This window comes from Plantibacter sp. Mn2098 (assembly GCF_049319745.1).
In the GTDB taxonomy this organism is placed as follows: Bacteria; Actinomycetota; Actinomycetes; order Actinomycetales; family Microbacteriaceae; genus Plantibacter.
The window spans coordinates 16276-40972 of the sequence record NZ_JBMOUH010000006.1; the positions used below are offsets into that span (position 1 = coordinate 16276).

22 protein-coding genes are annotated in these 24697 nt (G+C 69.2%); 10 read left to right on the forward strand and 12 right to left on the reverse strand.

Features of this window, described 5'->3' with window-relative positions; translation table 11 throughout:
- Positions 1–54: 54 nt before the first annotated feature.
- Positions 55–1065: an alcohol dehydrogenase catalytic domain-containing protein gene (locus ACL9RL_RS10310; RefSeq protein ID WP_422780162.1), complete on the forward strand. Its 1011-nt coding sequence runs from the start codon at positions 55–57 to the stop codon at positions 1063–1065.
- A 54-nt stretch (positions 1066–1119) separates the two neighbouring features.
- Here the strand turns inward: ACL9RL_RS10310 and ACL9RL_RS10315 are convergent, their stop codons facing one another.
- The gene (locus ACL9RL_RS10315; RefSeq protein WP_422780163.1) at positions 1120–1506 is read right to left on the reverse strand and encodes a winged helix-turn-helix transcriptional regulator; all 387 of its coding nucleotides are present in this window, start codon (positions 1504–1506) and stop codon (positions 1120–1122) included.
- 198 nt (positions 1507–1704) lie between these two features.
- Between ACL9RL_RS10315 and ACL9RL_RS10320 the strand changes: the two genes are divergently transcribed.
- The 6 genes from ACL9RL_RS10320 (at position 1705) to ACL9RL_RS10345 (ending at position 6390) form a co-directional block, all read left to right on the forward strand.
- On the forward strand, positions 1705–2091 hold the full coding sequence (locus tag ACL9RL_RS10320; protein WP_422780164.1) for a nuclear transport factor 2 family protein: 387 nt from the start codon (positions 1705–1707) through the stop codon (positions 2089–2091).
- Positions 2092–2250: 159 nt separating this feature from the next.
- Positions 2251–2949, forward strand: a complete 699-nt coding sequence (locus tag ACL9RL_RS10325; RefSeq protein WP_422780165.1) for a FadR/GntR family transcriptional regulator — start codon at positions 2251–2253, stop codon at positions 2947–2949.
- A complete protein-coding gene (locus ACL9RL_RS10330) occupies positions 2946–4271 on the forward strand; it encodes a CynX/NimT family MFS transporter (protein WP_422780166.1) in 1326 nt (441 codons plus the stop codon). Before ACL9RL_RS10325 ends, ACL9RL_RS10330 begins: the two co-directional genes overlap by 4 nt.
- Positions 4271–5161: an ABC transporter ATP-binding protein gene (locus tag ACL9RL_RS10335; protein WP_422780167.1), complete on the forward strand. Its 891-nt coding sequence runs from the start codon at positions 4271–4273 to the stop codon at positions 5159–5161. The genes ACL9RL_RS10330 and ACL9RL_RS10335 overlap by 1 nt, the downstream gene beginning before the upstream one ends.
- Before the next feature lie 172 nt (positions 5162–5333).
- The gene (locus tag ACL9RL_RS10340) at positions 5334–5672 is read left to right on the forward strand and encodes a hypothetical protein (protein WP_422780168.1); all 339 of its coding nucleotides are present in this window, start codon (positions 5334–5336) and stop codon (positions 5670–5672) included.
- A 112-nt stretch (positions 5673–5784) separates the two neighbouring features.
- Complete coding sequence (locus ACL9RL_RS10345) at positions 5785–6390, forward strand: histidine phosphatase family protein (protein ID WP_422780169.1); 606 nt, start codon at positions 5785–5787, stop codon at positions 6388–6390.
- A gap of 95 nt (positions 6391–6485) precedes the next feature.
- Here ACL9RL_RS10345 and ACL9RL_RS10350 read toward each other — a convergent pair whose 3' ends face one another.
- Positions 6486–7706: an MFS transporter gene (locus tag ACL9RL_RS10350; RefSeq protein ID WP_422780170.1), complete on the reverse strand. Its 1221-nt coding sequence runs from the start codon at positions 7704–7706 to the stop codon at positions 6486–6488.
- Positions 7707–7805: 99 nt separating this feature from the next.
- Here ACL9RL_RS10350 and ACL9RL_RS10355 point away from each other — a divergent pair, with 99 nt between their 5' ends.
- Together ACL9RL_RS10355 and ACL9RL_RS10360 are read left to right on the forward strand one after the other, a co-directional pair.
- The gene (locus tag ACL9RL_RS10355; RefSeq protein ID WP_422780171.1) at positions 7806–8261 is read left to right on the forward strand and encodes a winged helix-turn-helix transcriptional regulator; all 456 of its coding nucleotides are present in this window, start codon (positions 7806–7808) and stop codon (positions 8259–8261) included.
- Between the two features lie 211 nt (positions 8262–8472).
- Complete coding sequence (locus ACL9RL_RS10360; protein WP_422780172.1) at positions 8473–9048, forward strand: NADPH-dependent FMN reductase; 576 nt, start codon at positions 8473–8475, stop codon at positions 9046–9048.
- Positions 9049–9088: 40 nt separating this feature from the next.
- Here ACL9RL_RS10360 and ACL9RL_RS10365 read toward each other — a convergent pair whose 3' ends face one another.
- The 5 genes from ACL9RL_RS10365 to iolB form a co-directional block, all read right to left on the reverse strand.
- Positions 9089–9493, reverse strand: a complete 405-nt coding sequence (locus ACL9RL_RS10365; RefSeq protein WP_422780173.1) for a winged helix-turn-helix transcriptional regulator — start codon at positions 9491–9493, stop codon at positions 9089–9091.
- Positions 9494–9608: 115 nt separating this feature from the next.
- A complete protein-coding gene (locus ACL9RL_RS10370; RefSeq protein WP_422780174.1) occupies positions 9609–10028 on the reverse strand; it encodes a VOC family protein in 420 nt (139 codons plus the stop codon).
- Positions 10029–10196: 168 nt separating this feature from the next.
- Positions 10197–10994 carry a methyltransferase domain-containing protein gene (locus ACL9RL_RS10375; RefSeq protein ID WP_422780175.1) on the reverse strand — a complete coding sequence of 266 codons (798 nt, stop codon included), beginning with the start codon at positions 10992–10994 and terminating at the stop codon, positions 10197–10199.
- Between the two features lie 112 nt (positions 10995–11106).
- Positions 11107–13008: a 3D-(3,5/4)-trihydroxycyclohexane-1,2-dione acylhydrolase (decyclizing) gene (iolD, locus tag ACL9RL_RS10380; RefSeq protein WP_422780176.1), complete on the reverse strand. Its 1902-nt coding sequence runs from the start codon at positions 13006–13008 to the stop codon at positions 11107–11109.
- Positions 13005–13958 (reverse strand): 5-deoxy-glucuronate isomerase, encoded by a 954-nt coding sequence (gene iolB / locus ACL9RL_RS10385; RefSeq protein WP_422780177.1) that lies wholly within the window; start codon positions 13956–13958, stop codon positions 13005–13007. Before iolB ends, iolD begins: the two co-directional genes overlap by 4 nt.
- 139 nt (positions 13959–14097) lie before the next feature.
- Between iolB and ACL9RL_RS10390 the strand changes: the two genes are divergently transcribed.
- Positions 14098–14844, forward strand: a complete 747-nt coding sequence (locus tag ACL9RL_RS10390; RefSeq protein WP_422780178.1) for a GntR family transcriptional regulator — start codon at positions 14098–14100, stop codon at positions 14842–14844.
- Positions 14845–15069: 225 nt separating this feature from the next.
- Here the strand turns inward: ACL9RL_RS10390 and ACL9RL_RS10395 are convergent, their stop codons facing one another.
- From ACL9RL_RS10395 to ACL9RL_RS10415, 5 genes are all read right to left on the reverse strand, one after another.
- The gene (locus tag ACL9RL_RS10395; RefSeq protein WP_422780179.1) at positions 15070–16569 is read right to left on the reverse strand and encodes a CoA-acylating methylmalonate-semialdehyde dehydrogenase; all 1500 of its coding nucleotides are present in this window, start codon (positions 16567–16569) and stop codon (positions 15070–15072) included.
- A gap of 109 nt (positions 16570–16678) precedes the next feature.
- A complete protein-coding gene (locus tag ACL9RL_RS10400; RefSeq protein ID WP_422780180.1) occupies positions 16679–17578 on the reverse strand; it encodes a Cgl0159 family (beta/alpha)8-fold protein in 900 nt (299 codons plus the stop codon).
- Entirely contained in the window at positions 17578–18543 is a 966-nt protein-coding gene (iolC, locus tag ACL9RL_RS10405) for a 5-dehydro-2-deoxygluconokinase (RefSeq protein ID WP_422780181.1), read from the reverse strand. Before iolC ends, ACL9RL_RS10400 begins: the two co-directional genes overlap by 1 nt.
- A 334-nt stretch (positions 18544–18877) precedes the next feature.
- Positions 18878–21820, reverse strand: a complete 2943-nt coding sequence (locus ACL9RL_RS10410; protein WP_422780182.1) for a glycoside hydrolase family 2 TIM barrel-domain containing protein — start codon at positions 21818–21820, stop codon at positions 18878–18880.
- 123 nt (positions 21821–21943) lie between these two features.
- Positions 21944–24475: a glycosyl hydrolase family 95 catalytic domain-containing protein gene (locus ACL9RL_RS10415; protein ID WP_422780183.1), complete on the reverse strand. Its 2532-nt coding sequence runs from the start codon at positions 24473–24475 to the stop codon at positions 21944–21946.
- Positions 24476–24697: the final 222 nt, after the last annotated feature.

Consider the following 24697-nt stretch of genomic DNA (forward strand, 5'->3'; position numbering starts at 1 on the left):
GCGCCTCCCAGCATCACCACACTTCCCACCACCATCACCACAGAAGGATCTGCCATGCCCACGTACTCCGCCATCCAGGTCGCACCCGACGGCTCGCTCGAAGCGACCGAACGAGAACTCGTCGAGCCGGCACCTGGCCACGTCCGCATCAGGGTCGAGGCCTGCGGCGTCTGCCACAGCGACAGCCTCGCAGTCCACGAGCACGCCGCGAGCGAGATCGGACGGGTCCCCGGCCACGAGGCGGTCGGGCGCATCGACGCCGTCGGCGACGGGGTCGGCTCCTGGTCGATCGGCGACCGGGTCGGCGTCGGCTACCTCGGCGGCCACTGCGGCGTCTGCGACCGTTGCCGCCGAGGCGACTTCACCGGTTGCACCGACCAGCCCGCGACGGGCGTGACCGTCGACGGCGGCTACGCCGAGGTGCTCTACGCACGCCAGTCCGGCCTCGTCGCCATCCCGGACGAGCTCTCCTCGATCGAGGCGGCGCCGCTCCTGTGCGCCGGATTCACCACCTTCAATGCACTCCGGAAGGCTGCGGCCGCCCCCGGCGACCTCGTCGCCGTCCAGGGCATCGGCGGACTCGGGCACCTGGGGCTGCAGTACGCCAGGAAGATGGGCGCCCGCGTGGTCGCGATCGCACGAGGCACCGACAAGGCCCCGCTCGCGAAGGGACTCGGCGCCCAGGACTACATCGACAGCCGCTCGGTCGATCCGGGGAAGGCCCTCCAAGCACTCGGCGGCGCCGACGTTGTGCTCGCGACCGCGGCAAGCGGCGCATCGATGACCGCACTCGTCCCCGGGATCGCGCGCGGCGGGCGGCTGATGGTGGTCGGCGCATCGTTCGAACCGATCGAGGTCTCCCCCATCTCGCTCATCTTCGGCGATGTCACCGTGGGCGGCTCGTTGACCGGCTCCTCGATCGAGAACGAGGACAACCTGCGGTTCGCGGCCGAGAACGGGGTCCGCGCGATGATCGAGGAGGCCCCGCTCGCCGACGCCGCTGCCGCGTATGCGCGGATGATGGACGGCGACGCGCGATTCCGTATGGTCCTCGCGATCGCCTGATCACCTGATCGCCTGCCGGGCTCCCCGATAGATCCGACTCGGCGGCGAGGCGATTCAGGGACGCTGCTGGATGCCGAGGACCGCATCGTCGGCCGCGGCATCCCAGCGGTCCCGGGATTCGAGCACGTCCTCGATGTGCGACTCCGACCAGCGCTGGAGCGCCAGGAGGGGCTCTTCGAGCGTTCGTCCGAGCGGCGTCAATCCGTACCCTGGCGCCTCGCCGACGAGTGCGCGCTCGACCATCCCGTCCCGCTCCAGCGCCTGGAGGGTGTCGCTCAACACCTTCTTGCTGATGCCCTCCAGGCGAGTCTGCAGCTCACCGAAGCGGTGGGGACGCTCCGACAGCGAGATGACGATCATGGCCGTCCACTTGTTCGCGATGCGGGCGAGGGACGTGCGCGAGGGGCACGTCTTGGAGAACACGTTCCACACAGGGGCCACAGCGGGTCTCATCTCTTGATCGGGTCTGCGGGTCGCCGGAGGGCGAGACGCAGTGGCCGCGCGTCCGATGCGCGGGGCGTCCGGCCGACGCGCATCGTGCACCTGCCGGGTAACGATGAAGTTACCTGGCCGGATCCAGGATAAATGACTCATCACATCGTCAGCATCCGCTGACGTTCACAGATGGGAGTCATCGACATGACCGCACTCGACACCTTCAATCGCTACCTCGCAAGCCTCGAAGCCGGCGACATGGGCGCGCTCGCGGCGACCCTGCACCCCGGCGTCGTGTGGCACCAGCCCGGTGCCCACCCGCTCGCGGGCGACCACGTCGGCCCGGACGCGGTCCTCGGATTGCTCGGCGGCATGATGGAGCGCTCGGCCGGTTCGCTCATCGTCGCGACCGAGTCCTCGATCGCCGGCGGCGACCTCGTGGCCGCGACCGTCTGCTTCACCGCGAAGCGCGACGGCCGTGCCGATCTCGACCAGCACGGCGTCGACGTCTTCCGCATCCAGGACGACCGCATCGTCGAGGTCTGGCTCATGAGCGAGAACCAGCCCGCCGAAGACCTCTTCTGGTCCTAAATCCCTCTCCCGTCCCTTCTTCCCCCGCCCTTAGCCCGCGAACTGTCAATCGTGGCTGGTTTGACGACCGTCAAAGCAGCCACGACTGCCCACTCGCGGGCTGAGGGCGGGCGAAGGGGTGGGCGTGGTACGTTGTGTGTAAATGTAGGAGGTTTGCACATGGCGACGCTTGGCGCACCGATTCGACAGGTCCCGCTCGTGACCCAGGTCGCGGATCGATTCAAGGCACTGCTGGATGACGGCACCTGGGCGGTCGGGACGAAGATCCCCGGTGAGGTCCAACTGGCCGAAGACCTCGGTGTCAGCCGCGGCACCGTTCGGGAGGCACTCCGCGCCCTCAGCGTCGCCGGCCTCCTCGATCCCCGCGTCGGCGACGGAACCTACGTCCGCGCGACGGACGAACTCACGGCGATCCTCACCCGCGACCGGGTCGTCACCGACCTCGCCCATGCGCTCGACGTGCGCTCCATCCTCGAGACGGCGGCCTCCTCGCGCGCAGCGAACCACGCGACCGACGACCAGCTCGCCGAGATCGACGCCGCCCTCGAAGCCAGGCGAACGGCTCACGATGCCGGCGACCGCGCCGGATACATCGCGGCAGACCTGCGCTTCCACCGCGGCATCGTCACCGCGAGCGGCAACCCGCTCCTCGAACGCCTCTACGACGCGGTCGGCCAGACGATGACCGAGACGATCGACAAGACGGCCGTCCTCCCGGAGGATCCTGGCATCCTGCAGTCGCACCACGACCTCCGCGATGCGATCGGTCGCGGCGATGCGGAGGGCGCGGAGCGCATCGCCCGCGGCATCATCGACGACGTGACGTTCCTGGATGCGATCGGCGGACTGGCAGAGTGAGCGGCGGAATCGAGACGGCGTCCGTCCCGACGTCGGCGCGCGGATACGAGCACACGTCCCCGTCCGATACCGGCCCGGCCCGCCCTGCCGCGCCCGCACACCCGAGTGCGCCCGGCCGCATCTCCCGCCCTGACCTCAGCACGTTTCTGCTCGGACTCACCGTCCTCGTGGTCGCCGCGAACCTCCGTCCAGCGATCACGGCGGTCGGTTCGGTCATCGGCCACATCGCGGCTGACACCGGCCTCCCCACGGCGTCGCTCGGCCTCCTCGGCGCCGTCCCCCTGCTCGCGTTCGCCGTCGTCTCGCCCCTCGTGCACCTCGTGAGCGTCCGCCTCGGCACCGAGCGTGCCGTCTTCTTCGCGGTGATCGTGCTCATCGCCGGCACCGTCATCCGGTCCCTGCCAGGTCTCCAGGCGAACCTGTGGATCGGAACGGCGATCCTCGGCGCCGCGATCGCGGTCTGCAACGTCCTCGTCCCGTCGATCGTCAAACGGGACTTCCCGAACAACATCGCGGTCATGACGGGCGCGTACTCCGCCGTCATCAGCGCGTTCGCGGCACTCGCGTCCGGGCTGGCCGTGCCGCTCAGCGAGTGGGGCGGCTGGCGCCTCGGCATCGGCGTGTGGGCTGTGCTCAGTGTGGTCTCGGCCATCGTCTGGATCCCCCGGCTGCGCCACAGGCGACCGGTCGCCCCCGTGGTGACGGGATCCTCGACGTCCACGACCGGATCGATGTGGACCTCACCTGTCGCCTGGCACGTCACGTTCTTTATGGGACTGCAGTCGACGAGCTTCTACCTGCTGATCACCTGGCTCCCGGAGATCGAGGAGCACGGCGGCACCGCCATCGCGGTCGCCGGCTGGCACCTCTTCGCGTTCCAGATCATCGGCATCGCGGGCGGTCTCGGGATCACGGCGTTTATGGGGCGCCGCGCCGACCAGCGTCTCGTCGGCGTCCTGGTGAGCGTCCTCATGATCTGCGCCATGATCGGCCTCCTGCTCGCTCCACAGCTCGTGATCCTGTGGGTGCTCATCGGCGGGTTGAGCTGCGGCAGTTCACTCGTCGTCGCACTGACCCTCGTCGGGCTCCGCTCCCGGACCGCGAGCGACGCAACGCGATTGTCCGGCATGGTGCAGGGCGTCGGATACCTGTTGGCCGCCTTCGGTCCCATCGGCTCTGGACTGCTGATCGATGCGACGGGCTGGTGGTCGGCGCCGCTTGTGCTCGTGATCGGCATCGCGAGCATCCAACTCGTCTTCGCGATGCTCGCCGGACGCGACCGCTACACCCACCCCGAACCCATCGCCGTCAAGGAGGCGTGATGAGCATCAACACCGCATTCGGGCAGGCGCCCTCCGCAGATCCGGTCGAGCGCTTCAAGGAGCACGCCTTCCTGGCAGAACCGGCCACCGTCCTCGAGTTCTCCGACGTCGCACTCGTGCGCAACGGCCGGGAGCTCCTGTCCGGCGTCGACCTCCGAGTCCGCGAGGGCGAGCACTGGGCCGTCATCGGTCCGAACGGCGCCGGCAAGACCACGCTCATGAACCTCTGCGCAGCCGTCACCCACCCGACGAGGGGCACGGCGACCGTCCTCGGGCGACGCATCGGCCGGACCGATGTGAACGAGTTGCGCCGCGACATCGGATTTGTGCAGCCGCGACACCCGCTGACCTCGGCACTGCCGGTCATCGACGTGGTGCTCACGGGAGCGACCGCGACGATCGAACGCCGCCTGCGCTGGGACCCGAGCGAGCAGGAGTCGGCGCGCGCGCACGAACTCGTCGATCTCCTGGGCATCGGGCACATCGTCGACAGCCCGTGGACGACCCTGTCACAGGGTGAACGCGGACGGGCCCTCATCGCCCGCGCGCTGATGCGCGAACCGCAGCTGCTGCTGTTGGACGAGCCGTCCACCGGACTCGATGTCGCCGCTCGCGAGAACCTGCTCGACCGGATCCGCACGCTCGTCGGCGCGACGCCGCGACTCGCGACCGTGACGATCACCCATCACCTGGAGGAGCTGCCGAGCACCACGACCCACGCGGCACTGATCCGCGACGGGCGGATCATCGCCAGGGGCCTGGCAGAGGACGTCCTCACGACGACGGGCGTCTCGGCGGCCTTCGACTACCCGATCCGGGTGAGTCGCACCGGCGGCAGATGGTCCGCGGTGACCGGGGTCGAGGACACGGGCCGGCCCACCACCGCCTAGCGACATCGCGCGCGGACGTACGGGTCGGTCGCACGGAAGGCAAGCCCCTGTTCGACCGCGGATGCCGTGGATACGATCGTCGGACATCGACCTGCACCGCGCAAACCCGGGACGGCGGCAGTTCACCAGCAGCCCGCCCGATCCTTCGGCGGTGCCGAACGATCGGGGAATCATGGAGCGGATCACGTGCGCCGGCAGCACGTTCGTGACGGGCGGTCTCATCGCCGCGGCGGTCATCGACTACGCCCACATCCTCGCGCAGCAGGGCGAGTTCGATGTGATCGAACTGCCGACGCGACGGACCGACGGCTCGGCGGGCCGGGCGAGGCTCCTCGTCGGACCGACGACGCAGATCGCGTCGGAGACCGTGCAGCTCGCGAGCGACGAGCTGACCGATCTCCCGCTCGTCGACGAGCTGCGCGAGCGCGCGGCACGACTGCGCCGCCCGCAGCGACCGGCCGTGGACCCCGGACGCCATGCCGAGGACGTCGAACCCTGGTTCGACCTGTGAGCAGGCGCTGAAGCGGCGCTGAACCAGCGGCCAAACCGGTCCTCAACCGGCACCGGTCGAGCACACTGCAGCTGACAGCGAATTCCCGATCAAGTTCGTGCACTATTGATTCGTGCACGAATCTATTCCATCCCCAGCATCTGCGATCGGCGACACGACGTCGACGATCGCCCACCCGCCCGCAACCACTCGCCTGGCGATCGTCCGCCACGGGGAGACCGACTGGAATCGACGAGGCCTCCTGCAGGGCCGCGTCGATCAACCGCTCAACACCACCGGGCGAGCCCAAGCGGCAGACGCCGCGGAGAGCCTGGCCGGCAGAGCATGGGACCTCGTGGTCTCGTCGCCGCTCGATCGCGCCGCGACGACCGCCGGCATCATCGCCGAGCGCCTCGGGCTGGCAACCCCCGCACTCGCTCCCGAGTTCACCGAGCAGTCGTTCGGCGTCGCGGAGGGCACCCCCGCGCAAGCGGCGTTCACCACGTGGCCTGACGGCGACTACCCGGAGGGCGAGCGTCGCGCAGAGGTCGATGCGCGCGTCGCGACCGGGCTGGAACGCATCCTCGCCGAGCATCACGGCCGCAGCATCGTGCTGGTCTGCCACGTCATCGTCGTGCGCAGCATCATGCTGACGCTCACCGGCAACGAACCGGCTGAGGTGCCCAACGGCTCCGCGACGATCCTGACGCACGTCGAGGGACGCGAGGGCTGGAGCTAGGGACAGAACACAACACAACGTGCGGTGCGGCCCGGAGGAACCCTCCGAGCCGCACCGCACTTCGATTCAGCCCCGCACGCAGATCGCCCCCTGATCTAGGCGGGGTCAGCCGTGCGCACCGACCCGGTCGACGCCGCAGCCCGCCGCAGCCGCGTCGCCCAGGCCAGGAACAGCGCAACGAGGAAGAGCACGCCGAGCGCGATCGCCCCCTGGTCGAGCGCCGTCCCGATGCCCGAGCGGGTCGCGACCAGTCCCAGCACAACCGCGGTCAGACCCTGCCCGACGTACCCGATGAGGTACGCGGCGGAGAACATGCCGGCCCGGTGGTGAGCGGGGGCATTGGCGCCGATGAGCGACACGCCACCGAGGAAGGTGAGGCTGTACCCGGCGCCGTTGACGAGCGATGAAGCAAGGAAGATCCAGAGGTTGTGGGTCAGGCCGGCCTCCACCAGGAGCCCGACGCCGACGAGGGACAGCACGGCGCCGATGCCGATGTTCAGACGGGGCGCAAGCCTCGAGAACACGATCGCGACGATGCCGACGGCCACACCGAAGGTCGACATCAGCGCACCGGTGACGAACGCGTTGTCCGAACCGACGAGGTCGTGGGCGATCTGCCCGCCGAGCGAGAGCAGCAGCGCACCAACGGTGTAGGCGCACGTGATCGCGGCCGCGGCGGTGATGAGGACCAGCCGCAGGCCCTTCGGGACGGCGATGCCCTGCGGCCGCCAGCGCCCGCGCGCCTCCGCTTCGGTGTGGTGCGGCAGGAACCAGGCCAGGGCGCCGACCACCACGAGCACAAGCGCGAGGACGAGATAGTCGAGGTGGAGCGGCAGCGGTGCGTACTGGACGAGCGCCCCGCCGACGAAGAGCGCGATCACGACGCCGAGTGCGGTTGCGGCGGTGTTGATGGCACTCGTCAGCCGCCGCTTCGCCGGATCGCTGAATTCGATCATCGCCGCGCTGCCAGGACTCAACGAGAGCCCGACGCCGATCCCCATAAACGCGCGTCCGACGAAGAGCCACCACACGTCGGAAGCTGCGGCGAAGCACAGGGCGCCGATGAGCAGCGAGCCGAGCCCGAGGAGCATGGAGGCGCGCCTGCCGATGTAGTCGGAGAGGTTGCCGAAGAGCAGCAGCACCACAACGAGGGCGACGGGGTAGACCGCGAACACGGTCGTGGTGAGTGCCGGGGTGAGCCCCCAGGACGCCGCGTAGAGCGGGTAGCTCATGGACGGCGCAGCGCTCGCCCAGAGGGCGAGTCCCACCACCATCGCCGACACCCGGAAGCTCGCGCGATTGCTCAGTGTGCGCATTTCTGGTCCTCTCCACCGCGGCGAACCTCGCCGACTGACTTGGAGATTCCAAGTTAGCACATGAATAGGTTTTTCATATCCAGGTGGTACGATGGCGACATGGTCAAATCACTCGGCAAGGACGCCCGTTGCGCGGTCGCCCGCGCGGTCGACCTCCTGGGCGACAAATGGACCCTCCTGATCGTGCGCGAAGCCTTCTGGGGCAGCACGCAGTTCTCGCAGTTCCGCGAGGAGCTCGGCATCGCGCCGGACATCCTCACGGCACGCCTCACGAAGCTCGTCGCCGACGGAGTCTTCGAACGCGTCCCCTACCGCGACGCCGGCAGCAGGGAGCGTCACGAGTACGTGCTGACGCCGGCCGGCGCCGACCTGCACTTCGTGATCGCCGGCCTCTCCCGCTGGGGCGAGGACAACCGGCCGCGGGACGACAGCACCGGGCCGGTGTACTCCGATGCGTCCACGGGCGAACCGCTCGAAGTCGCGTTCGTCACGGCGGACGGCCGCCGGGTCGAACCGATGGACGTCACCGTGACCCCCGGCTATCTCGTCAGCTGAGAAATTCCTGAGACCGCCTTCCACGCACCCGCGAGATCACGCAAGACGCACCTGCACATGCGTGACGCACTCGAAAGTGCGGGATCAGCGGCGGGATTACCCGGGCACGAACCCCTGTTCCGAATCGAGTCCGCGCACTCGAGAACTCTCGACCTGCGGTCGCCACACCGACCGGTCGCCAGGCCGGCCGCCTTCGAAACAGGAGACACACGTGACCAAGATCGCCATCATCATCGGCAGCACCCGTCCGGGCCGCAACGGAGAAGCCGTTGCCAACTGGGTGCTCGACCAGGCCGCAAGCCGCACCGATGCCACGTACGAACTCGTCGACCTCGCGGACTACCCGCTGCCCCACCTCGACGAGCAGCTGCCGGCCGCCTACGGCCAGTACGCGAACGACCACACCAAGAAGTGGGCTGCGAAGATCGCAGAGTTCGACGGGTACATCTTCGTGACCCCCGAGTACAACCACTCCACCTCGGGCGTCCTGAAGAACGCCATCGACTACCTCGGCGCCGAGTGGAACAACAAGGCCGCCGGCTTCGTGAGCTACGGCAGCCTCGGCGGCACGCGCGCCGTCGAGCACCTGCGCCTCATCGCCGCAGAGCTGCAGATCGCGACGGTCCGCGCCCAGGTCGCGTTCTCGCTGTTCACGGACTTCGAGAACTTCAGTGCCTTCGCACCCGGTGCTCAGCACGGCGACTCGGTGACGGCCCTGTTCGACCAGCTCGAGTCCTGGTCGGCCGTCCTCGCGCCGCTGCACGCGCCGGTCGCCGTCGCGAGCTAGGCGTCGGGAGCCTGCACTCACGCAAGCCGGGCGGTGGTGGTCAGCCCAGACCAGCCGCCCGGTTCGCCTCGATCTCTGCGCGGTGGTCCTGCGCCCACTCCACCATCTGCAGTGCGCGGGTCAGGAAGCTGTCTCCCAGCGGTGTGAGCGCGTACTCCACGCGCGGCGGCGACTCGGGGTAGGAGGTCCTGGAGACCAGGCCGTCCTGCTCGAGGGTCCGCAGCGTCGCCGTGAGCACACGATGCGAGATCCCGGACAGGACACCCATCAATCCGGTGAACCTGACCGGCCCGGACGCCAGACGGTCGAGGACCGGCATCGTCCACTTCTCCCCCAGCCTGACGAACACCTGCCGGACAAACGCCACGGTGTCGTCCTCACGGTCGCACACACTCGCGGCTCTCGCTCCTGCAGCGGTCGGGGTCGCCTGGGTCGTGAGTGTCATCTGGGCCTTTCTCGCCGATCGACGGGACAGCGCAGGACACTGCACCGCCCTGAGAGAAACACGGAGGGCCGGGAATCTCTTCCCGGCCCTCCGTCACAACCCTGCAGGAGTGGTCCTAGACCTCCGGCGTGCCGCCGATGTTGACGAGCCAGCTCACACCGAACTTGTCGTTGAGCATGCCGAAGCTGTCGCCCCACGGCGCCTTCTCGAGCGGCTGCTGCACGGTGGCGCCAACCGAGAGCTTGTCCCAGTACCCGTGGATCTCGGACTCGTCGTCGCCGCTGATCGACACCGAGAAGTTGGTCCCCGGCGTGAAGTCCATGTGATTGGGGGTGTCGGAGCCCATCAGGATGAACCCGGCCGGCGTGGTCAGCTGGGAGTGCATCACGAGGCCCTTCTCGTCCTCGTCGACCTCCATGTTGAAGTCGGCGAAGGTGCTCGAGGTCAGTTCCCCGCCGAAGACGGACTGGTAGAACTCCATCGCGTCCTTCGCGGTGGTCTTGAAGTTGAGGTAGGGGTTGAGGTTGCTCGTCATGATCGTCCTTCCGTCTGGCCTGATCGAGGCGTTGGGTGTTCCCATTGTCGACCCGTCGCCCTCCTGGGACCAGTGTCGATTCGGTGAACGTCGCCTGGCTCACGCTCCGGCCCGCCCCCGACACCCGGGCATCGCACCAGTGCGTCAGGCCGCGCGTCAGGCTGTCCGTCAGGCCGTGCGGGAGGCGACCACGAACACCCGACGGAACGGCAGGACCGTCGTCCCGTCCGCCGCCTGTGGGAACGCCTCGCGGAGCCGCCGCCGATACTCCGTCGTGAACTCAGCCGCCAGGCCGGCCGGAAGCGACTCGATGACGGGCCTGGCGTGTGTGCCCGCGATGAATTCGAACACGGGGTCCTCGCCCCGCAGCACGTGTAGATACGTCGTCTCCCAGGCGTCGACGCTCCACCCCGGTCGGCTGAGGTCGGCGAGGTAGTCCGCCGGGTCGGCGGAGGTGCGATCGGTGGTCGACGGCGTATACGCGTCGTACGGATCGGACGTGGCGAGGTCGGCGAGGATGGTGTGCGCCGGCGCCCGGAAGTTCCCCGGCACCTGGAACGCGAACACGCCGCCCGGCGCGACGAGGTCGGCCAGACGGGTGAGGATCGCCCGATGCCCAGGCACCCACTGGAGCGTCGCGTTGCTGACGAGGAGGTCGACGGGTTCCAGCGGCCGCCAGTCGACGAGATCGCCGACCCGGTAGGAGACCGCCGGATCGAGCGGCGCCCCATCCGGCCCGGTGTTGTCCGCGGTTGCCCGCGCGATCATCGACTCGCTCGAGTCGACGCCCTCGATCGAGGCGTCCGGCCAAGTGGCGCGCAGCGCAGGCGTCCCGTTTCCCGGCCCGCAGCCGAGGTCGACGATGCGCGCAGGCGCATCGAGCGGTACATGCGCGATGAGGTCCCGGAACGGGCGTGTCCGCTCGTCCGAGAATTTCAGGTACTGGCCGGGGTTCCACGTCGTCATACCGTCATCGTAGAACGGCCGGGACCCGTCGATGACGAGTCCCGGCCGTTCCGCAGGTGCGTTCAGGTTCGCGTTCAGGATCGCTCGGTGAACGCGCCCGATCAGCGCGGGATCAGAGGTGCGGGCGCTGCGCGACCCGGTCGATCTCGTACTGCTCACGCGCAGCGGCGGTGCTCTCGATGTCGGACACCTCGGCGACCGGGACGTCCCACCACCAGCCGCCGTCGACACCTGGCGCCGCAGGATCGGAGCGGACGTAGACGGCCGTCGTCTCCTCGGCTTCGAGCGCCGCACGGACGGCTGCACGGAATTCGTCGAGCCCGTCCGCCTCGATCACGTTCGCGCCGAGGCTGCGGATGTTCGCGGCGAGGTCCACCGGCAGCACGCCGCCGTCGAGACGAGAGGTGTCGACGTTCCGGTACCGGTACTTCGTGCCGAAGCGCTGCGACCCGACCGACTCGGACAGGTTGCCGATGGAAGCGAAGCCCTGGTTGTCGATCAGCACGATGACGAGCTTGATATGCTCGGCGACGGCCGTGACGATCTCCTGCGACAGCATGAGGTACGAGCCGTCACCGACGAGGGCGACGACCTGGCGCTCCGGGGCGGCCATCTTGACGCCGAGGGCGCCGGCGATCTCGTATCCCATCGTGGAGAAGCCGTACTCCACGTGGTACTGCTTCGCAGAGCGCGGCTGCCACAGGCGGTGCAGGTCTCCGGGGGCGGAACCCGCCGCGTTGACGATGACGTCCTCGTCGGCGAGTTCCTCGTTGAGGATCGAGAGCAGGCCGATCTGCGCCGGGAGGTCTCCGGGGGCCTCAGCGGCGATGGCGGCGGACCGCGTCGCCTCCCAGGCCGCACGGCGCTCGGCGATCTCGGCGCGGTACGCCTCGTCGGTCGTGTGCGCGCCGAGCAGTTCGCCCAGCTCCGTCAGGCTCTCGCGGGCGTCACCGGTCACGGCGTGCCCGGCGAGCTTGATGGCGTCGAGGCCGGCGACGTTGAGGTTGAGGAAGCGGACGTCGTCGCGCTGGAAGAGCGCCTTCGAGGACGTGGTGAAGTCGGAGTAGCGGGTGCCGATGCCGATCACGAGGTCGGCGGTCGACGCGAGCTCGTCCGCCGCGATCGTTCCCGTGGAGCCGACGCCGCCGACGTCCATCGGGTGGCCGTCCGGGAGCGTGCCCTTTCCCGCGTGGGTCTGACCGACGGGGATCCCCCATCGCTCGCTCAGTTCCGCCAGGACGGCGTTCGCCTCGGAGTACTGCACACCGCCGCCGGCGATGATGAACGGACGCTTGGCCGCGGCGATGATCGACGCTGCGCTCTGCAGGGCGTCACGGTCCGCACGGGTGCGGGCGACCGTCCAGACGCGCTTGGCGAAGAACTCGACCGGCCAGTCGTGCGCCTCGGCCTGCACGTCCTCCGGGAGGGCGATCGTCACGGCACCGGTCTGCGCCGGGTCCGTGAGCACCCGCATCGCGTTGAGCAGCGACAGCGGCAGCTGCTCGGCGCGCCACACGCGGTCGAAGAACGCGGACACCGGACGGAACGCGTCGTTGACGGTGACGTCCTGCGACTCGTTGCGCTCCAGCTGCTGCAGCACGGGGTCCGGCGCGCGGGTGGCGAAGGTGTCGGCCGGGAACAGCAGCACGGGGATGCGGTTGACGGTCGCGAGCGCTGCACCAGTGATCATGTTGGTGGCGCCCGGCCCGACGGAGGTCGTGACGGCGAGCGTCGAGAGGCGGTTCCGCTGCTTGGCGAAGCCGGCGGCGGCGTGCACGGCGCCCTGTTCGTTGCGGGCGAGGTAGTACGGCATCGTGGCAGGGTCGTCGAGCTCGGCCTGGAGGAGCGCCTGGCCGATGCCGGCGACGTTGCCGTGTCCGAAGATCCCGAAGAACCCCTCGACCACGCGGTGCTCGACGCCGTCGCGCAGCGTGTACTGCTGCGAGAGGAAGCGCACGATGGCCTGACTGACGGTCAGACGGACCGTCTGGGTCCGGCTCGATTCGGTGGTCATTCGCTGTCCTCACTGGTGCGGGCGGTGGCGCCCTGCTGCTTCGCGGCGCCGAACGGCAGCCGGGGGTCGATGGCCTCGTGTTCCCAGCTCTGCCGGATCCACGTGTGCTGGGGGTCGTCGCTGATGAGCCACTGGCGGTCGTCGCGCGACGGGTCCGCAGGGCCGGCCATGACGTTCAGGTAGTAGAGGTCGTGGCCAGGCGCAGCGACGGTCGGACCGTGGTAGCCGTGCGGGATCAGCACGACGTCGCCCGTGCGGACTTCGACGGTCACGTCGATCTCGCCGGCGTCCGACGCGTAGACGCGCTGCAGGGCGAACCCGGGGGTGCCGACGGGAGACGGGGCGACCTCGTAGTAGTAGATCTCCTCCAGAACCGTTTCGGTCTCGGTCGCCGTGTCGTGCTTGTGCGGCGGGTAGGAGGACCAGTTGCCGCCCGGCTGCATGACCTCGCACACGATGATGCGGTCGGCGCGCAGGGCCGCAGGCGTGCCGAAGTTGTTGACCTGACGCGAGCAGATGCCGGCGCCGCGCAGTTCGGAGGAGACGGCGTCCGCCGCGATGTACTGGACGGGGAAGACGCGCTCCGCGACCGACCACGCGATGGCGAAACGACAGCCGGCGACCGAGTGCAGGGCCACGTGCGAGCCGAGCGGCGCGTACAGGACGTCCGTGACACCCCACGGGTTCTCGCGGCCGAAGAGGTGACGGGCGATCCCGTCGACCTCGACGTCGACCGAGCCGTGCAGCGGAACGACGACGGCCTCGCGACCGACCAGGTCGAGCTCGTGGGAGCCGCCTGCTTCGAGTTCGACGACCGTCAGGCCGGTGTACTGCCAGTCCGGGCGATCCTGCGCCGGTTCCTGGGGCTGCGCCGCAGCATCGCCGATGGGGTCGATCGACACCGTCGTGTTTCTCGTCGCGCGGCTGCCTGCCGGGAAGTGGTACTTCATTGGTAACCAATCATGCGTTTGTCCTGACAATCGTTTAATATTACCTGTGGCTCTGGGACTTCACTAGGCTGGCGGCAGGAGTCCGCAATGCTGCGCCCCGCGGCATCCCCACATGTTTGACAGAGATGAGACCCTGCCTATGGATTCGTTCACAGCGCTCTTCGACGACCTCGACCGATCCGGTCCGCTCCCCCTGTACTTCCAGGTCGCGCGACGCATCGAAGGGGCCATCGAAAGCGGCATGCTGCCCGCCGGTACCAAGCTCGAGAACGAACTCAAGCTCGCCGACGACCTCAAGCTGTCGCGCCCCACCATCCGCCGTGCCATCCAGGAGCTCGTGAGCAACGGCCTGCTCGTGCGACGCCGCGGCATTGGCACCCAGGTGGTCCACGGCAAGATCACCCGCAAGGTCGAACTGAGCAGCCTCTTCGACGATCTCGCGAGAGACCACAAGGTCCCGACCACGCAGCTGCTCCTGCACGAGCTCGTCACACCGTCCGGCGACGTGATGGAGGCGCTCGACCTCAGCTCCCCCGAGCCGATCCTGCACATCAAGCGTCTGCGCAAGGCCGACGGCGACCCGATGGCGCTGCTCGAGAACTACCTCCCGGCCGAGCTCTCCGACATCACGGCCGAACAGCTCGAACGGCAGGGGCTCTACCAGATCCTGCGCGCCCGCGGCACGACCATGCGCGTCGCGAAGCAGCGCATCGGCGCCAGGGAGGCCACCGAGGAGGAGGCCGGGCTGTTCAACCGTCCGGCCGGATCGCCCGTGCTCACGATGGCGCGGACGCTCTACGACGACGGCGGACGAGCGGTCGAGTACGGTGTGCATTCGTATCCTCCCGAAACCTACTCGTTCGAGATCACCCTCGTCGAGACGTGATCTGATTCCGGCCGTCGCCCACTCGTGACGGCCGGGCCGATCCGGCGCCTGGCCGAACCGGGCACTCGGGCCAACCGACCACCGGCCGGGATCCACTCGATGCATCCAGATGCATCCAGAGGGTCCCGGCCGGTGCCGCCTGTTCGGTTCTCACCGATCAGGACCCCGTCCGGCCCCGGAACGAGGCGTCCAGGACCGGACGGGAGCCGAGCGGACTCGGCAGAACTAGTTCTGCGGGAAGCCCAGGTTGATGCCGCCGTGCGACGGGTCGAGCCAACGGCTCGTGATCGCCTTCGCGCGCGTGAAGAAGTGGACGCCCTCTGCGCCGTACGCCTTCGTGTCGCCGAACAGCGAGTCCTTCCAGCCGCCGAAGGAGTAGTAGCCGACGGGCACGGGGATCGGCACGTTGATGCCGATCATGCCGACCTGCACCTCGCGCTGGAAGCGACGCGCGGCGCCGCCGTCGTTGGTGAAGATCGCCGTGCCGTTGCCGTACTGGCTCGCGTTGACGAGGTCGATGCCGTCGTCGAAGCTCTCGACGCGGACGACAGAGAGGACCGGTCCGAAGATCTCGTCCGTGTAGACGCGCGAGGTGGTCGGAACGGCGTCGACGAGGGTCGGGCCGAGCCAGAAGCCGTCCGCCGCGCCGTCGACCTCGACGTCACGGCCGTCGACGACGAGCTTGGCGCCGTCCTCCACCGCGATGTCGAGGTAGCCAGCGACCTTGTCGCGGTGCTGCTTCGTGACGAGCGGGCCCATGTCGCAGTTGCGGCGGCCGTCGCCGACCGTGAGGGTCGCCATCCGGTCGGTGATCTTCGAGATGAGCTCGTCGGCGATGGACTCGACGGCCACAACGACGCTCACGGCCATGCAGCGCTCGCCCGCCGAGCCGAAGCCGGCATTGATGGCGGAGTCCGCGACGAGGTCGAGGTCGGCGTCCGGGAGGACGAGCATGTGGTTCTTGGCGCCGCCGAGGGCCTGGACGCGCTTGCCGTGCGCCGTGCCGGTCTCGTAGACGTACTTGGCGATCGGCGTCGAGCCGACGAAGGAGATCGCGGCGACGTCCGGGTGCTCCAGCAGGCCGTCGACGGAGACCTTGTCACCGTGCAGGACCGTGAACACACCGTCCGGGAGGCCGGCCTCCTTGAGGAGCTCCGCCAGCCAGATGGCGGTCGACGGGTCCTTCTCGCTCGGCTTCAGGACGACCGTGTTGCCGGCCGCGATCGCGATCGGGAAGAACCACAGCGGCACCATGGCCGGGAAGTTGAACGGCGTGATGATTCCGACGACGCCGAGCGGCTCGTTGACCGAGTACACGTCGACACCGGTCGACACGTTCTGCGAGTACTCGCCCTTCTGCAGGTGCGGCATCGCGGTGGCGAATTCGACGACCTCGAGGCCGCGTGCGATCTCGCCGAGTGCGTCGGAGACGACCTTGCCGTGCTCGGACGTGATGATCTCCGCCGCCTCCTGCTTGCGCTCGTTGAGCAACTCGCGGAAGCGGAACATCACACGCTGGCGCTTGGCGAGCGAGGTGTCGGCCCAGGCCGGGAACGCGGCCTTCGCGGACGCGACTGCTGCATCGACGTCGGCGGGGGTCGCGAGGCGGACCTCCTTGGTGACGACGCCCTCAGCGGGGTTGTAGACGGGCGAGGTGCGGGTCGACTCGCCCTGGTAGGACGCTCCGTCGAGCCAGTGCTCGACGACCGGGACAGATGATGCCATGCGGGGTTACTCCTTCGGAGGTTCGGTGGAGGTGACGTTGAGGCGCCCGATTCGGGCGGGGCGGGAGTTGCGCGGGACCGGGCGGGCGCAGCTCACCGCTGGAAGCCGGTCAGCGTGCGCCGGCGAGGACGTTGCCGTGCACGAGCGATGCGGCCGTGGAGACCGCGTCGACGACGTTGCCGGACGCCGGGTAGAGCAGCGCACGACCGACGACGAGGCCGCGGACACCTGGCAGGCTGAGCGCACTCGACCACGCCTCGTAGTTCGCGTCCTGGTCCTCGCCCGGTTCGCCGCCGAGCAGCAGGGTCGGGAGCGTGGTCGCTTCCATGACCCGCGCCATGTCCGGGACGACCGGGAGCTTGAGCCAGGAGTAGGCGGACGTCGCGCCGAGCCCGGAGGCGATGCCGACCGAGTTGATGACGGCGTCGGTGCTCAGGTCGTTGACGATGCCGCTCGCGGTGCGACGGCTCATAAACGGTTCGAGCATGATGGGCAGGCGGTGCGCAGCCGCCTCGGTGACGGCACGGCCGGACGCTTCGAGCGTCGCGACGCTGCCGGCGTCGTTGAGGTCGATGCGCAGCAGGAGCTTCGCGAAGTCGAATCGGGCGGAGGCGATGCCAGAGGCGTCGTACGCCGTGAAGCGGTCGTCCATCTCGAAGCTCGACCCGCGCAGACCGCCGCGGTTCATCGAGCCGACGGCGACCTTGTCGTCGAGGGCGCCGAGCAGGAGCAGGTCCTCGAGGATGTCAGGGGTGCCGAGGATGCCGTCGACGCCCGGGACGCTCAACGCCGTGACGATGCGCGAGAGCAGGTCGTACCGGTTGGCCATCGCCAGCGGGTCCTGACGGATCCCGAGGGCGCCGCGGGCCGGGTGGTCGACGGCGATGATGAAGAGCTTGCCGTCGTCGGCGAGGAGCGAGCGGCGCTTGCGGCTCGCCTGCAGCTCGGCGACCCGCTCGGGGTGCGCGGCGCGGGTCAGCAGCAGTTCGTCGAATGAGAGGTCAGACATCAGCGGGCTCCTTCGAGAGCACTCAGAACTTCAGCGGTCGTCGGCATGGCCGTCGAGCACTCGAGACGGGACGCGACGATCGCACCTGCGACGTTGGCGAATCGGATGGTGCGCTCGAGCGACCAGCCTTCGAGGAGGCCGTGTGCGAGCGCTCCCCCGAAGCTGTCGCCTGCGCCGAGGCCGTTGACGACGTCGACGGCGTGGACGGGGACGACGACGGACTCTTCGCGCGTCTTGGCGAGGACGCCGAGCGGACCCTGCTTGACGATCGCGAGTTCGATGCCGCGTTCGAGGAGGGCGTCTGCCGCACGCTCGGGCACGGTCTCGCCGACGGCGATCTCGCACTCCTCCTTGTTGCCGATGGCGACGGTCACGTGGTCGAGGGCTGCACCGACTTCACGGCGGGCGTCCCCAGGATCCTCCCAGAACATCGGGCGGTAGTCGAGGTCGAGGATCGTCAGCGGGCGACGGGCGCGCGCCTCCCAGGCCGCGTGGTGTGCTGCACGGCTCGGCTCGGAGGACAGGCCGGTCACGGTGGACCAGAAGATCCGCGCGTTCGCAATGGCGTCGAGGTCGAGCTCATCCGCGTTGATGACGAGGTCCGGCGCCTGCGGCTGACGGTAGAAGTACAGGGGGAAGTCGTCCGGCGGGAACAGCTCGCAGAACGTGATGGGGGTGTTGAGGCCAGCGACGCCGGAGACGTAGCGGTCGTCGACGCCGAGGCGCTGCAGCTCGGTGTGGATGAAGCGGCCGAAGGGGTCCTCACCCGTCCGCGAGATGAGGGCTGCGTTCACGCCGTGGCGCGCTGCTGCGACGGTGACGTTCCCGGCGGTGCCGCCGAGGAAGCGACCGAAGGTGCTCACCTGGTCGAGCGTCACCCCCGATTCGAGCGGGTAGAGGTCGACCCCGACCCGGCCCATGGCCAGGAGGTCGAACCGGGTGGCGTCATCGGGGGATGCGCTCATCTCACGTCCTTCACACAATTGCGGCTCCGACGTCGTTCGTCGTGCGGAGCAGGGTCGGCAAGCTCGGCTGAGATCTCTCGGCCAGGCCGTTGATCCAAGAATACACAGCCGGAGGAACTTTGTCCTGACATATAGACAACCCGTCAGAAGTTGCCGTCTTTTTGCCAGCTTTTTTGGCTGTCCACGCCCCATCGCATCGGCAATTCTCATGTCTCACGCGAGGCGAGGCGATGTGCTGCTGCGGCGCGCCCACAACGACAACCCGCCTCCCCTCGCGTGATCGGCGAGAGGAGGCGGGATGTGATGAGTACGGTTCAGCGCCGGGCGCTTCTGGTCAGAACGTGCTGAAGGTGAAGCCCAGCGTCGCACCGGAGACGATGAAGCGCTCCGTCTGACGGACGGGCGGACCACACGTCGCCGAGCCGACACCGTTCACACCGGCGTCGAGGTGCAGCCACAGCGTCGAGCCGGCGTGCAGCTCGTTGACGTGCGTCGCCGCATCGAGTTCCGCGATCGACCACGGACGGACCGCGAGGTCGAACGGCGTGGTGCCGTCGATGCGGAGCCCACCGGTCGCGAGGCCGAGCTCGACCCATCTGGTGTCCTGACGGACGCCGTTCTCCTGCGGGACGACGTAGTTCGTCTGCATCGCGCCGACGGTCGAGGAGAACCGTCCGATGCGGGCGGCGACGCGCGAGTCAGGGTAGTTCTCCCCCGGACCGGCGCCGAACCAGCTCACCGGGACGGCACGCGGGTCGCCCTGCGACAGGCCGAGCGTGAGCCCTAGGCGCGGCAGCGGGTTCCGCCACTCGCCACGGCGCAGCGCGGTGAGTTCGAGCGACACGGAGGCCGCCTCGCCCTCGCCGACGGCGAACCAGCGGTACTCGACGTCGAAGCCGACATCCGTGTTGCCACCCGCGACGCGCGTCCGGCGCACGAGCGCGGTCGATCCGTCCACCTCCGTGACGACCTCGAGCGAGATGAACCGCTCTTCCAGCCGGTCGAGGCCGTCGGTGCGCCAGGTCTCCACGACAGGAGCTTCGTCGTCGTGACCCGGGTAGCGGTCGTTCTCGGTGGGCGCACGCCACGCGTCGAGGACCGCGGTGACGACCTCGACGCCCGCGAGGGTGCGCAGGACGCCTGCGGCGTCGAACACGGCGTTCGCGACGACGTAGCCGCCGTCCTCCGTGCGCTCGACGGACCCGGCAGACGCCGTCGACGCAGCGGCCGATGCGACGGTCGATGCGGCGGTGAGCACACCGAAGCCGACCTGCCCGGTCGCCAGGACGTGCCCGGCATCCGCCCAGACGGCGTCTTCGACGGTCACGGCGCGGAGCGTCAGGAACCGCTCGCCGACGGCCTCGGCGAGGGCCGCCGGGATCGCAGCCGGCAGGTCGACGCCGCCGAAGCTGCGCGGTGCGATGGCCGGCACGTCGAGGACGCCGGAAGCCACCTCGACGCCGTCGGCCTCGACGACCCAGCCGAATGCGGCGCGATCGGTCGTCTGGAAGCTCAGGCGGTTCTCGATCACGACGTTCGTCGCATCGTCCGAGAACTGGAATCGGAACGGCGCGATGACCGCCGCGTACTCCACGAGGCCGGGAGACGGCGTGCGGTCGGGCAGCAGCAGCCCGTCGATGACGAAGGAGCCGTCGTGCAGACGCTCGCCGAAGTCGCCGCCGTAGGCGTAGCCGATGCTGCCGTCCTCCGCCGTGACTTCGAGGCCGTGGTCGAACCACTCCCACACGAAGCCGCCGGCCAGGCGCGGGTACGCGTCGAAGATGCGCTCGTAGTCCTCGAGCCCGCCAGGGCCGTTGCCCATCGCGTGCGCGTACTCGCACTGGATCATCGGGATGCCGCGGCGCTTGGCGTCCAGTTCCGCGTTCTCGAGGCGCGGCTCGGCCTGGCGGCCGATCGCGTCGAGCTCATCGAACGTCGCGTACATGCGGCTGTAGATGTCGACGCCCTCGCACTCCGCGTCCTGCTCGTAGTGGATCGGACGCGACGAGTCGCGGTCGTGGGTCCACGCGGAGTTCGCAGCGAGGTTCTCGCCCCAGCCAGCCTCGTTGCCGAGCGACCAGATGACGACGCTCGCGTGGTTCTTGTCGCGCTCGACGGTGCGACGCATGCGGTCGAGGTAGACCTCGGCCCACTGCGGGTCGCCGGAGGGGTTGCCCCGCCAGTCGACGAGCGAGAAGCCGTGGGTCTCGAGGTCGCACTCGTCGATGACGTACAGGCCGTAGACGTCGCACAGCTCCAGGAAGTACGGGTCGGGCGGGTAGTGGCTCGTGCGCACGGCGTTCATGTTGTGACGCTTCATGAGGCGGACGTCGTCCTCCATCGTCTCGCGGCTCACGGCACGACCGGCACGCGGGTCGAAGTCGTGGCGGTTGACGCCGCGGAAGGTGATGGGGGTGCCGTTCACGAGGAGGACGGTGCCCTCGATCGAGACCGTGCGGAAGCCGATGCGCAACAAGACGCGCTCCGCGTCAGTCGTGACGACGGCGTCGTAGAGGCGGGGAGCCTCTGCCGACCACGGCTCGACGCCGTCGAGGACGACCCGCTCACCGGCGGCGAAGGATGCGCCGAGTTCCGGGATCGTGACGGTGGCCGTCGCACCATCGGTCGTCGCGTCGACCGTGAGGACGCCAGCACCCGTGGTGTGGTCGTAGTCGGCGTGGACGAACACGTCGTCGATGCCGCCGGCCGGGCGGTGCAGGACGGCGACCGAACGGAAGATGCCGGACAGCCACCACTGGTCCTGGTCCTCGATGTAGCTCGCGAAGCTCCACTGGTGCACACGCAGGGCCACGAGGTTCTCGCCGTCGACGAGGGCGTCGGTGATGTCGAACTCGACCGCGAGGCGGCTGCCGGAGGAGTCGCCGATCGAGCGGCCGTTGATCCACAGCTCGAACCACGAGTCGACGCCGTCGAAGCGGATGAGCGCGCGTCCGGTCCAGTCGGCCGGCTTCACGAAGGTGGTGCGGTACTCCCCCGTCGGGTTCGCGTCGGGCACGAACGGCGGGTCGACGGGGAACGGGTACTGCTGGTTCGTGTAGATGGGCGAACCGTGCCCCTGCAGCTGCCAGTGGCCGGGGACCTCGATGGTGCCCCAGCTGGCACCGGAGTCGCTCGGGTCCTTGGGGGTCGCGGCGCTCGGCGACAGGTCGAAGCGCCAGGTGCCGTCGAGGCTGAGCTCTGCGGCATCGGTCGCCAGACGGGCGCGCGCCGGGGAGGCGCCGCGGGGCGGGCGGATGGTTTCGAAGGTGGTGGTCACCGGATGCAGCCTTTCATGTGGAGCCGAGTTTCTGAAGATCTGAGGGTGTGGAATTCGGGGGCGGGAGATCGGGGCGGGAGGTTCTGGATTCGATCGACCGTTGGGACGGCGTCCGACCGTCCGTCAGGCGAAGTCGGTCGCCGTGAGCGTGACCGGTCCGCCCGAGCGGAGATCGACCGATGCGCGCGCGTCGCCGAACACGACGGTCACGGACCGCTTCCCGGCCGGACGCTGCGCACGGAGGGTGGCCTCGATGAGCTGGATCGAGCCATCGTCCCCGGTGCTCCAGCGCACGTCGACGCCGATGCCGGGGCGGGCGACGATGCCGCGGACCCGGCCGCTCGCCCATTCGCGGGGCACGGCAGGCAGGAGCACGAGGTCCCCGGTGTGGCTCTGCAGCAACGCCTCGACCACTCCGGCGACGTATCCGTAGTTCCCGTCGATCTGGAACGGCGGATGCGCGCCGAAGAAGTTCGGGTAGAGCCCGCCCTGCTGGACGTCCTCACCCGAGGGGGCCGCGCGGAAGACGAGCGCGAGCAGGTCGGAGACCTTGTCCCGCTGTCCGAGGCGCGCGCGGAGTGCGAGCTTCCAGGCGAGCGACCATCCCGTCGAGTCGTCGCCGCGCCCTTCGAGGGTGCGGATGACGCCGTCGCGGAGCTCCGGTGTGAGCTGCAGATCGCCCGGGTACACGCCGACGAGCTGACCGAGGTGGCGGTGGTGCGGCTCGACCTGCGGGTCGTCAGCCGCCCACTCGGGGATCATGCCGTCGCGGCCGACGCGGAGGCCGGGGATGTTCGGCCTGGCGGCACGGGCCTCCGCGACGACGGGGTCGCCGTCGATGTCGAGCAGCTCGGCGAGTGAGGACAGGGAGTCGAACAGCGAGCCGATGAGCGTGAGGTCCATCGCGGAGGACACGCCGACCGAACTCGTGCCGCCGTCGGGCGTCTGGAACTGGTTCTCCGGCGATGTGGACGGCGAGGTGCCGAGTGTGCCGTCCGGCAGGATGATGAGCCAGGCGAGCGCGAACTCCGCGGCCGAGCGGATGACCGGCCACGCCTCATCGCGGGCGAACGACTCGTCCGCCCCGAACCGGACGTGCTCCCACAGCGTCTGCACGAGCCAGGCCGGTGCGAGCGGCCAGAACGCCCACGACGGGTTCGCACGGCCGATGCCGACGGGCGAGGTGTACGCCCACGCATCGGTGTTGTGGTGCGCGACCCAACCGGGCGCGTCGTAGAGGCGTTGCGCCGTCTCACGGCCGGCGATGCTCATGGCGCGCATGAGATCGACGTACGGGCTCACGGTCTCCGCGAGGTTCGCCGTCTCGGCGGGCCAGTAGTTCATCTCGGTGTTGATGTTGACGGTGTAGTTGGAGCTCCACGGCGCACGCAACCGGTCGTTCCAGATGCCCTGCAGCGTTGTGGGGAGTCCGCCGGTGCGGGATGCCGCGATGAGCAGGTACCTGCCGTAGTGGAAGAGGAGGGCTCCGAGGGCCGGGTCCGCCGGCATCGCGCCGCCAGGGGCGGCTTCCGCGACTGCGAGGCGTTCGTCGCTTGCGAGCGGGGCTGCGGGGTCGGCAGCGCCGGCTGAGTCGGCTGCGTCGGCTGCGTCGGCCGCCGGCGCATCGATGACGAGTTCCGTGCGGGCGTACAGCTCTGCGTGGTCGGCCAGGTGCTCGTCGCGGACGGCCTGCGGCCCGGCCTCGATCGCGGCGGCGACCCGTGCGGACGCCGCCGTGAGCGCGTCGAACTCGTCGCCGACGGGTGCTTCGCCGATGCCAACGAAGGTCGTCGCGGTCGCGAGCACGATCGTCGCGGTCGTCACCCCGCCGGCACGGAGCACCGCACCGGCCGGCTCATCACCGGTCGACTGCGCGCCGACGCCGTTGTGCCGCCATCCGACGACGACGGCTCCGCGCATCGCGTCGCCTGGCGCCTCCGAGTACCGGACGGGCTCGTCCGGCTCGTGCTGCGGTGGGGCATCGCTCGGCAGCAGGAGGGTCAGCGACGCCGCGTCCCCGGCAGCACCGGCGAGCGCGTCGATGACGTGCAGCGGTGAGCCGAGTTCGAGCTCGACGTCGAGCGGCGCGCTCGCACTCAGGGTCAGCTGCAGCACACCGGCCGGGTGGGACACGAGGCTCTGCCAGGTGACGTCGATGGGCGCTGCGCCCTCGTCCGTGCCGTCGACCACATAGTGAACAGTGTGCTGCGCAGTCGTGAAATCGAGGCGTCTGGAGTACGCGGAGTATCCGGGAACATCTGCCGGGCCATCGCCATCGACTGCGCTGCCAGCATCGGTTCCGCGCTCCCCGGCGAGTCCGGCCGGCGTCGTTCGCACGAACAGGTCCGCGAACGGGAGGTATCCCTGCGAGTACCGCTCCTGCAGGCGCTGCAGTTCGCTCATGGCTCGCGTGTGGTCCCCGGCCACGAGCGCAGCACGGGACGCAGCCAGGGCCTCGGCTGCCGTTTCGGCGCTGACCGTCCCTGCCGCGTGCTCGCTCTTCGGGCTGCCGGACCAGGCGGTGCCATCGTTCAGCTGGATGCGCTCGGCGCCCGGGACGCCGAAGACCATGGCGCCCGTGCGGCCGTTGCCGAGCGGCAGGGCTTCGAGCCAGGTACCGGCCGGCCGGTCGTATTCGAGGTGATGCGTACTCACACTGATGCTCCCTTGCTGGTGATTGCGCTTGTCAGAATCTGGGGGCCGATCGGCCTGTGAAACCCCTCACCGAGCACGGCGGGACGTGACTACACTCGCTAGAGTGAATGTTTGTAAGGACATTCTATGTAATGCTCTCAATGGCTCAAGTCCCCACCCCAACCGGGACACGATTTCGAGCCCAGCACGACCTCTCCCCGAACCCCATCCCGAAAGGAGTGC

What these genes read in the sequence shown, in the direction of transcription:
- ACL9RL_RS10390 (WP_422780178.1), top strand. Translation starts at nt 14,098, where the DNA reads ATGGATTCGTTCACAGCGCTCTTCGACGACCTCGACCGATCCGGTCCG.
- iolD (WP_422780176.1), bottom strand. Translation starts at nt 13,008, where the DNA reads ATGACCACCGAATCGAGCCGGACCCAGACGGTCCGTCTGACCGTCAGT.
- ACL9RL_RS10335 (WP_422780167.1), top strand. Translation starts at nt 4,271, where the DNA reads ATGAGCATCAACACCGCATTCGGGCAGGCGCCCTCCGCAGATCCGGTC.
- ACL9RL_RS10370 (WP_422780174.1), bottom strand. Translation starts at nt 10,028, where the DNA reads ATGACGAGCAACCTCAACCCCTACCTCAACTTCAAGACCACCGCGAAG.
- ACL9RL_RS10350 (WP_422780170.1), bottom strand. Translation starts at nt 7,706, where the DNA reads ATGCGCACACTGAGCAATCGCGCGAGCTTCCGGGTGTCGGCGATGGTG.
- ACL9RL_RS10375 (WP_422780175.1), bottom strand. Translation starts at nt 10,994, where the DNA reads ATGACGACGTGGAACCCCGGCCAGTACCTGAAATTCTCGGACGAGCGG.
- iolC (WP_422780181.1), bottom strand. Translation starts at nt 18,543, where the DNA reads ATGAGCGCATCCCCCGATGACGCCACCCGGTTCGACCTCCTGGCCATG.
- iolB (WP_422780177.1), bottom strand. Translation starts at nt 13,958, where the DNA reads ATGAAGTACCACTTCCCGGCAGGCAGCCGCGCGACGAGAAACACGACG.
- ACL9RL_RS10395 (WP_422780179.1), bottom strand. Translation starts at nt 16,569, where the DNA reads ATGGCATCATCTGTCCCGGTCGTCGAGCACTGGCTCGACGGAGCGTCC.
- ACL9RL_RS10340 (WP_422780168.1), top strand. Translation starts at nt 5,334, where the DNA reads ATGGAGCGGATCACGTGCGCCGGCAGCACGTTCGTGACGGGCGGTCTC.
- ACL9RL_RS10365 (WP_422780173.1), bottom strand. Translation starts at nt 9,493, where the DNA reads ATGACACTCACGACCCAGGCGACCCCGACCGCTGCAGGAGCGAGAGCC.
- ACL9RL_RS10310 (WP_422780162.1), top strand. Translation starts at nt 55, where the DNA reads ATGCCCACGTACTCCGCCATCCAGGTCGCACCCGACGGCTCGCTCGAA.
- ACL9RL_RS10325 (WP_422780165.1), top strand. Translation starts at nt 2,251, where the DNA reads ATGGCGACGCTTGGCGCACCGATTCGACAGGTCCCGCTCGTGACCCAG.
- ACL9RL_RS10355 (WP_422780171.1), top strand. Translation starts at nt 7,806, where the DNA reads ATGGTCAAATCACTCGGCAAGGACGCCCGTTGCGCGGTCGCCCGCGCG.
- ACL9RL_RS10400 (WP_422780180.1), bottom strand. Translation starts at nt 17,578, where the DNA reads ATGTCTGACCTCTCATTCGACGAACTGCTGCTGACCCGCGCCGCGCAC.
- ACL9RL_RS10320 (WP_422780164.1), top strand. Translation starts at nt 1,705, where the DNA reads ATGACCGCACTCGACACCTTCAATCGCTACCTCGCAAGCCTCGAAGCC.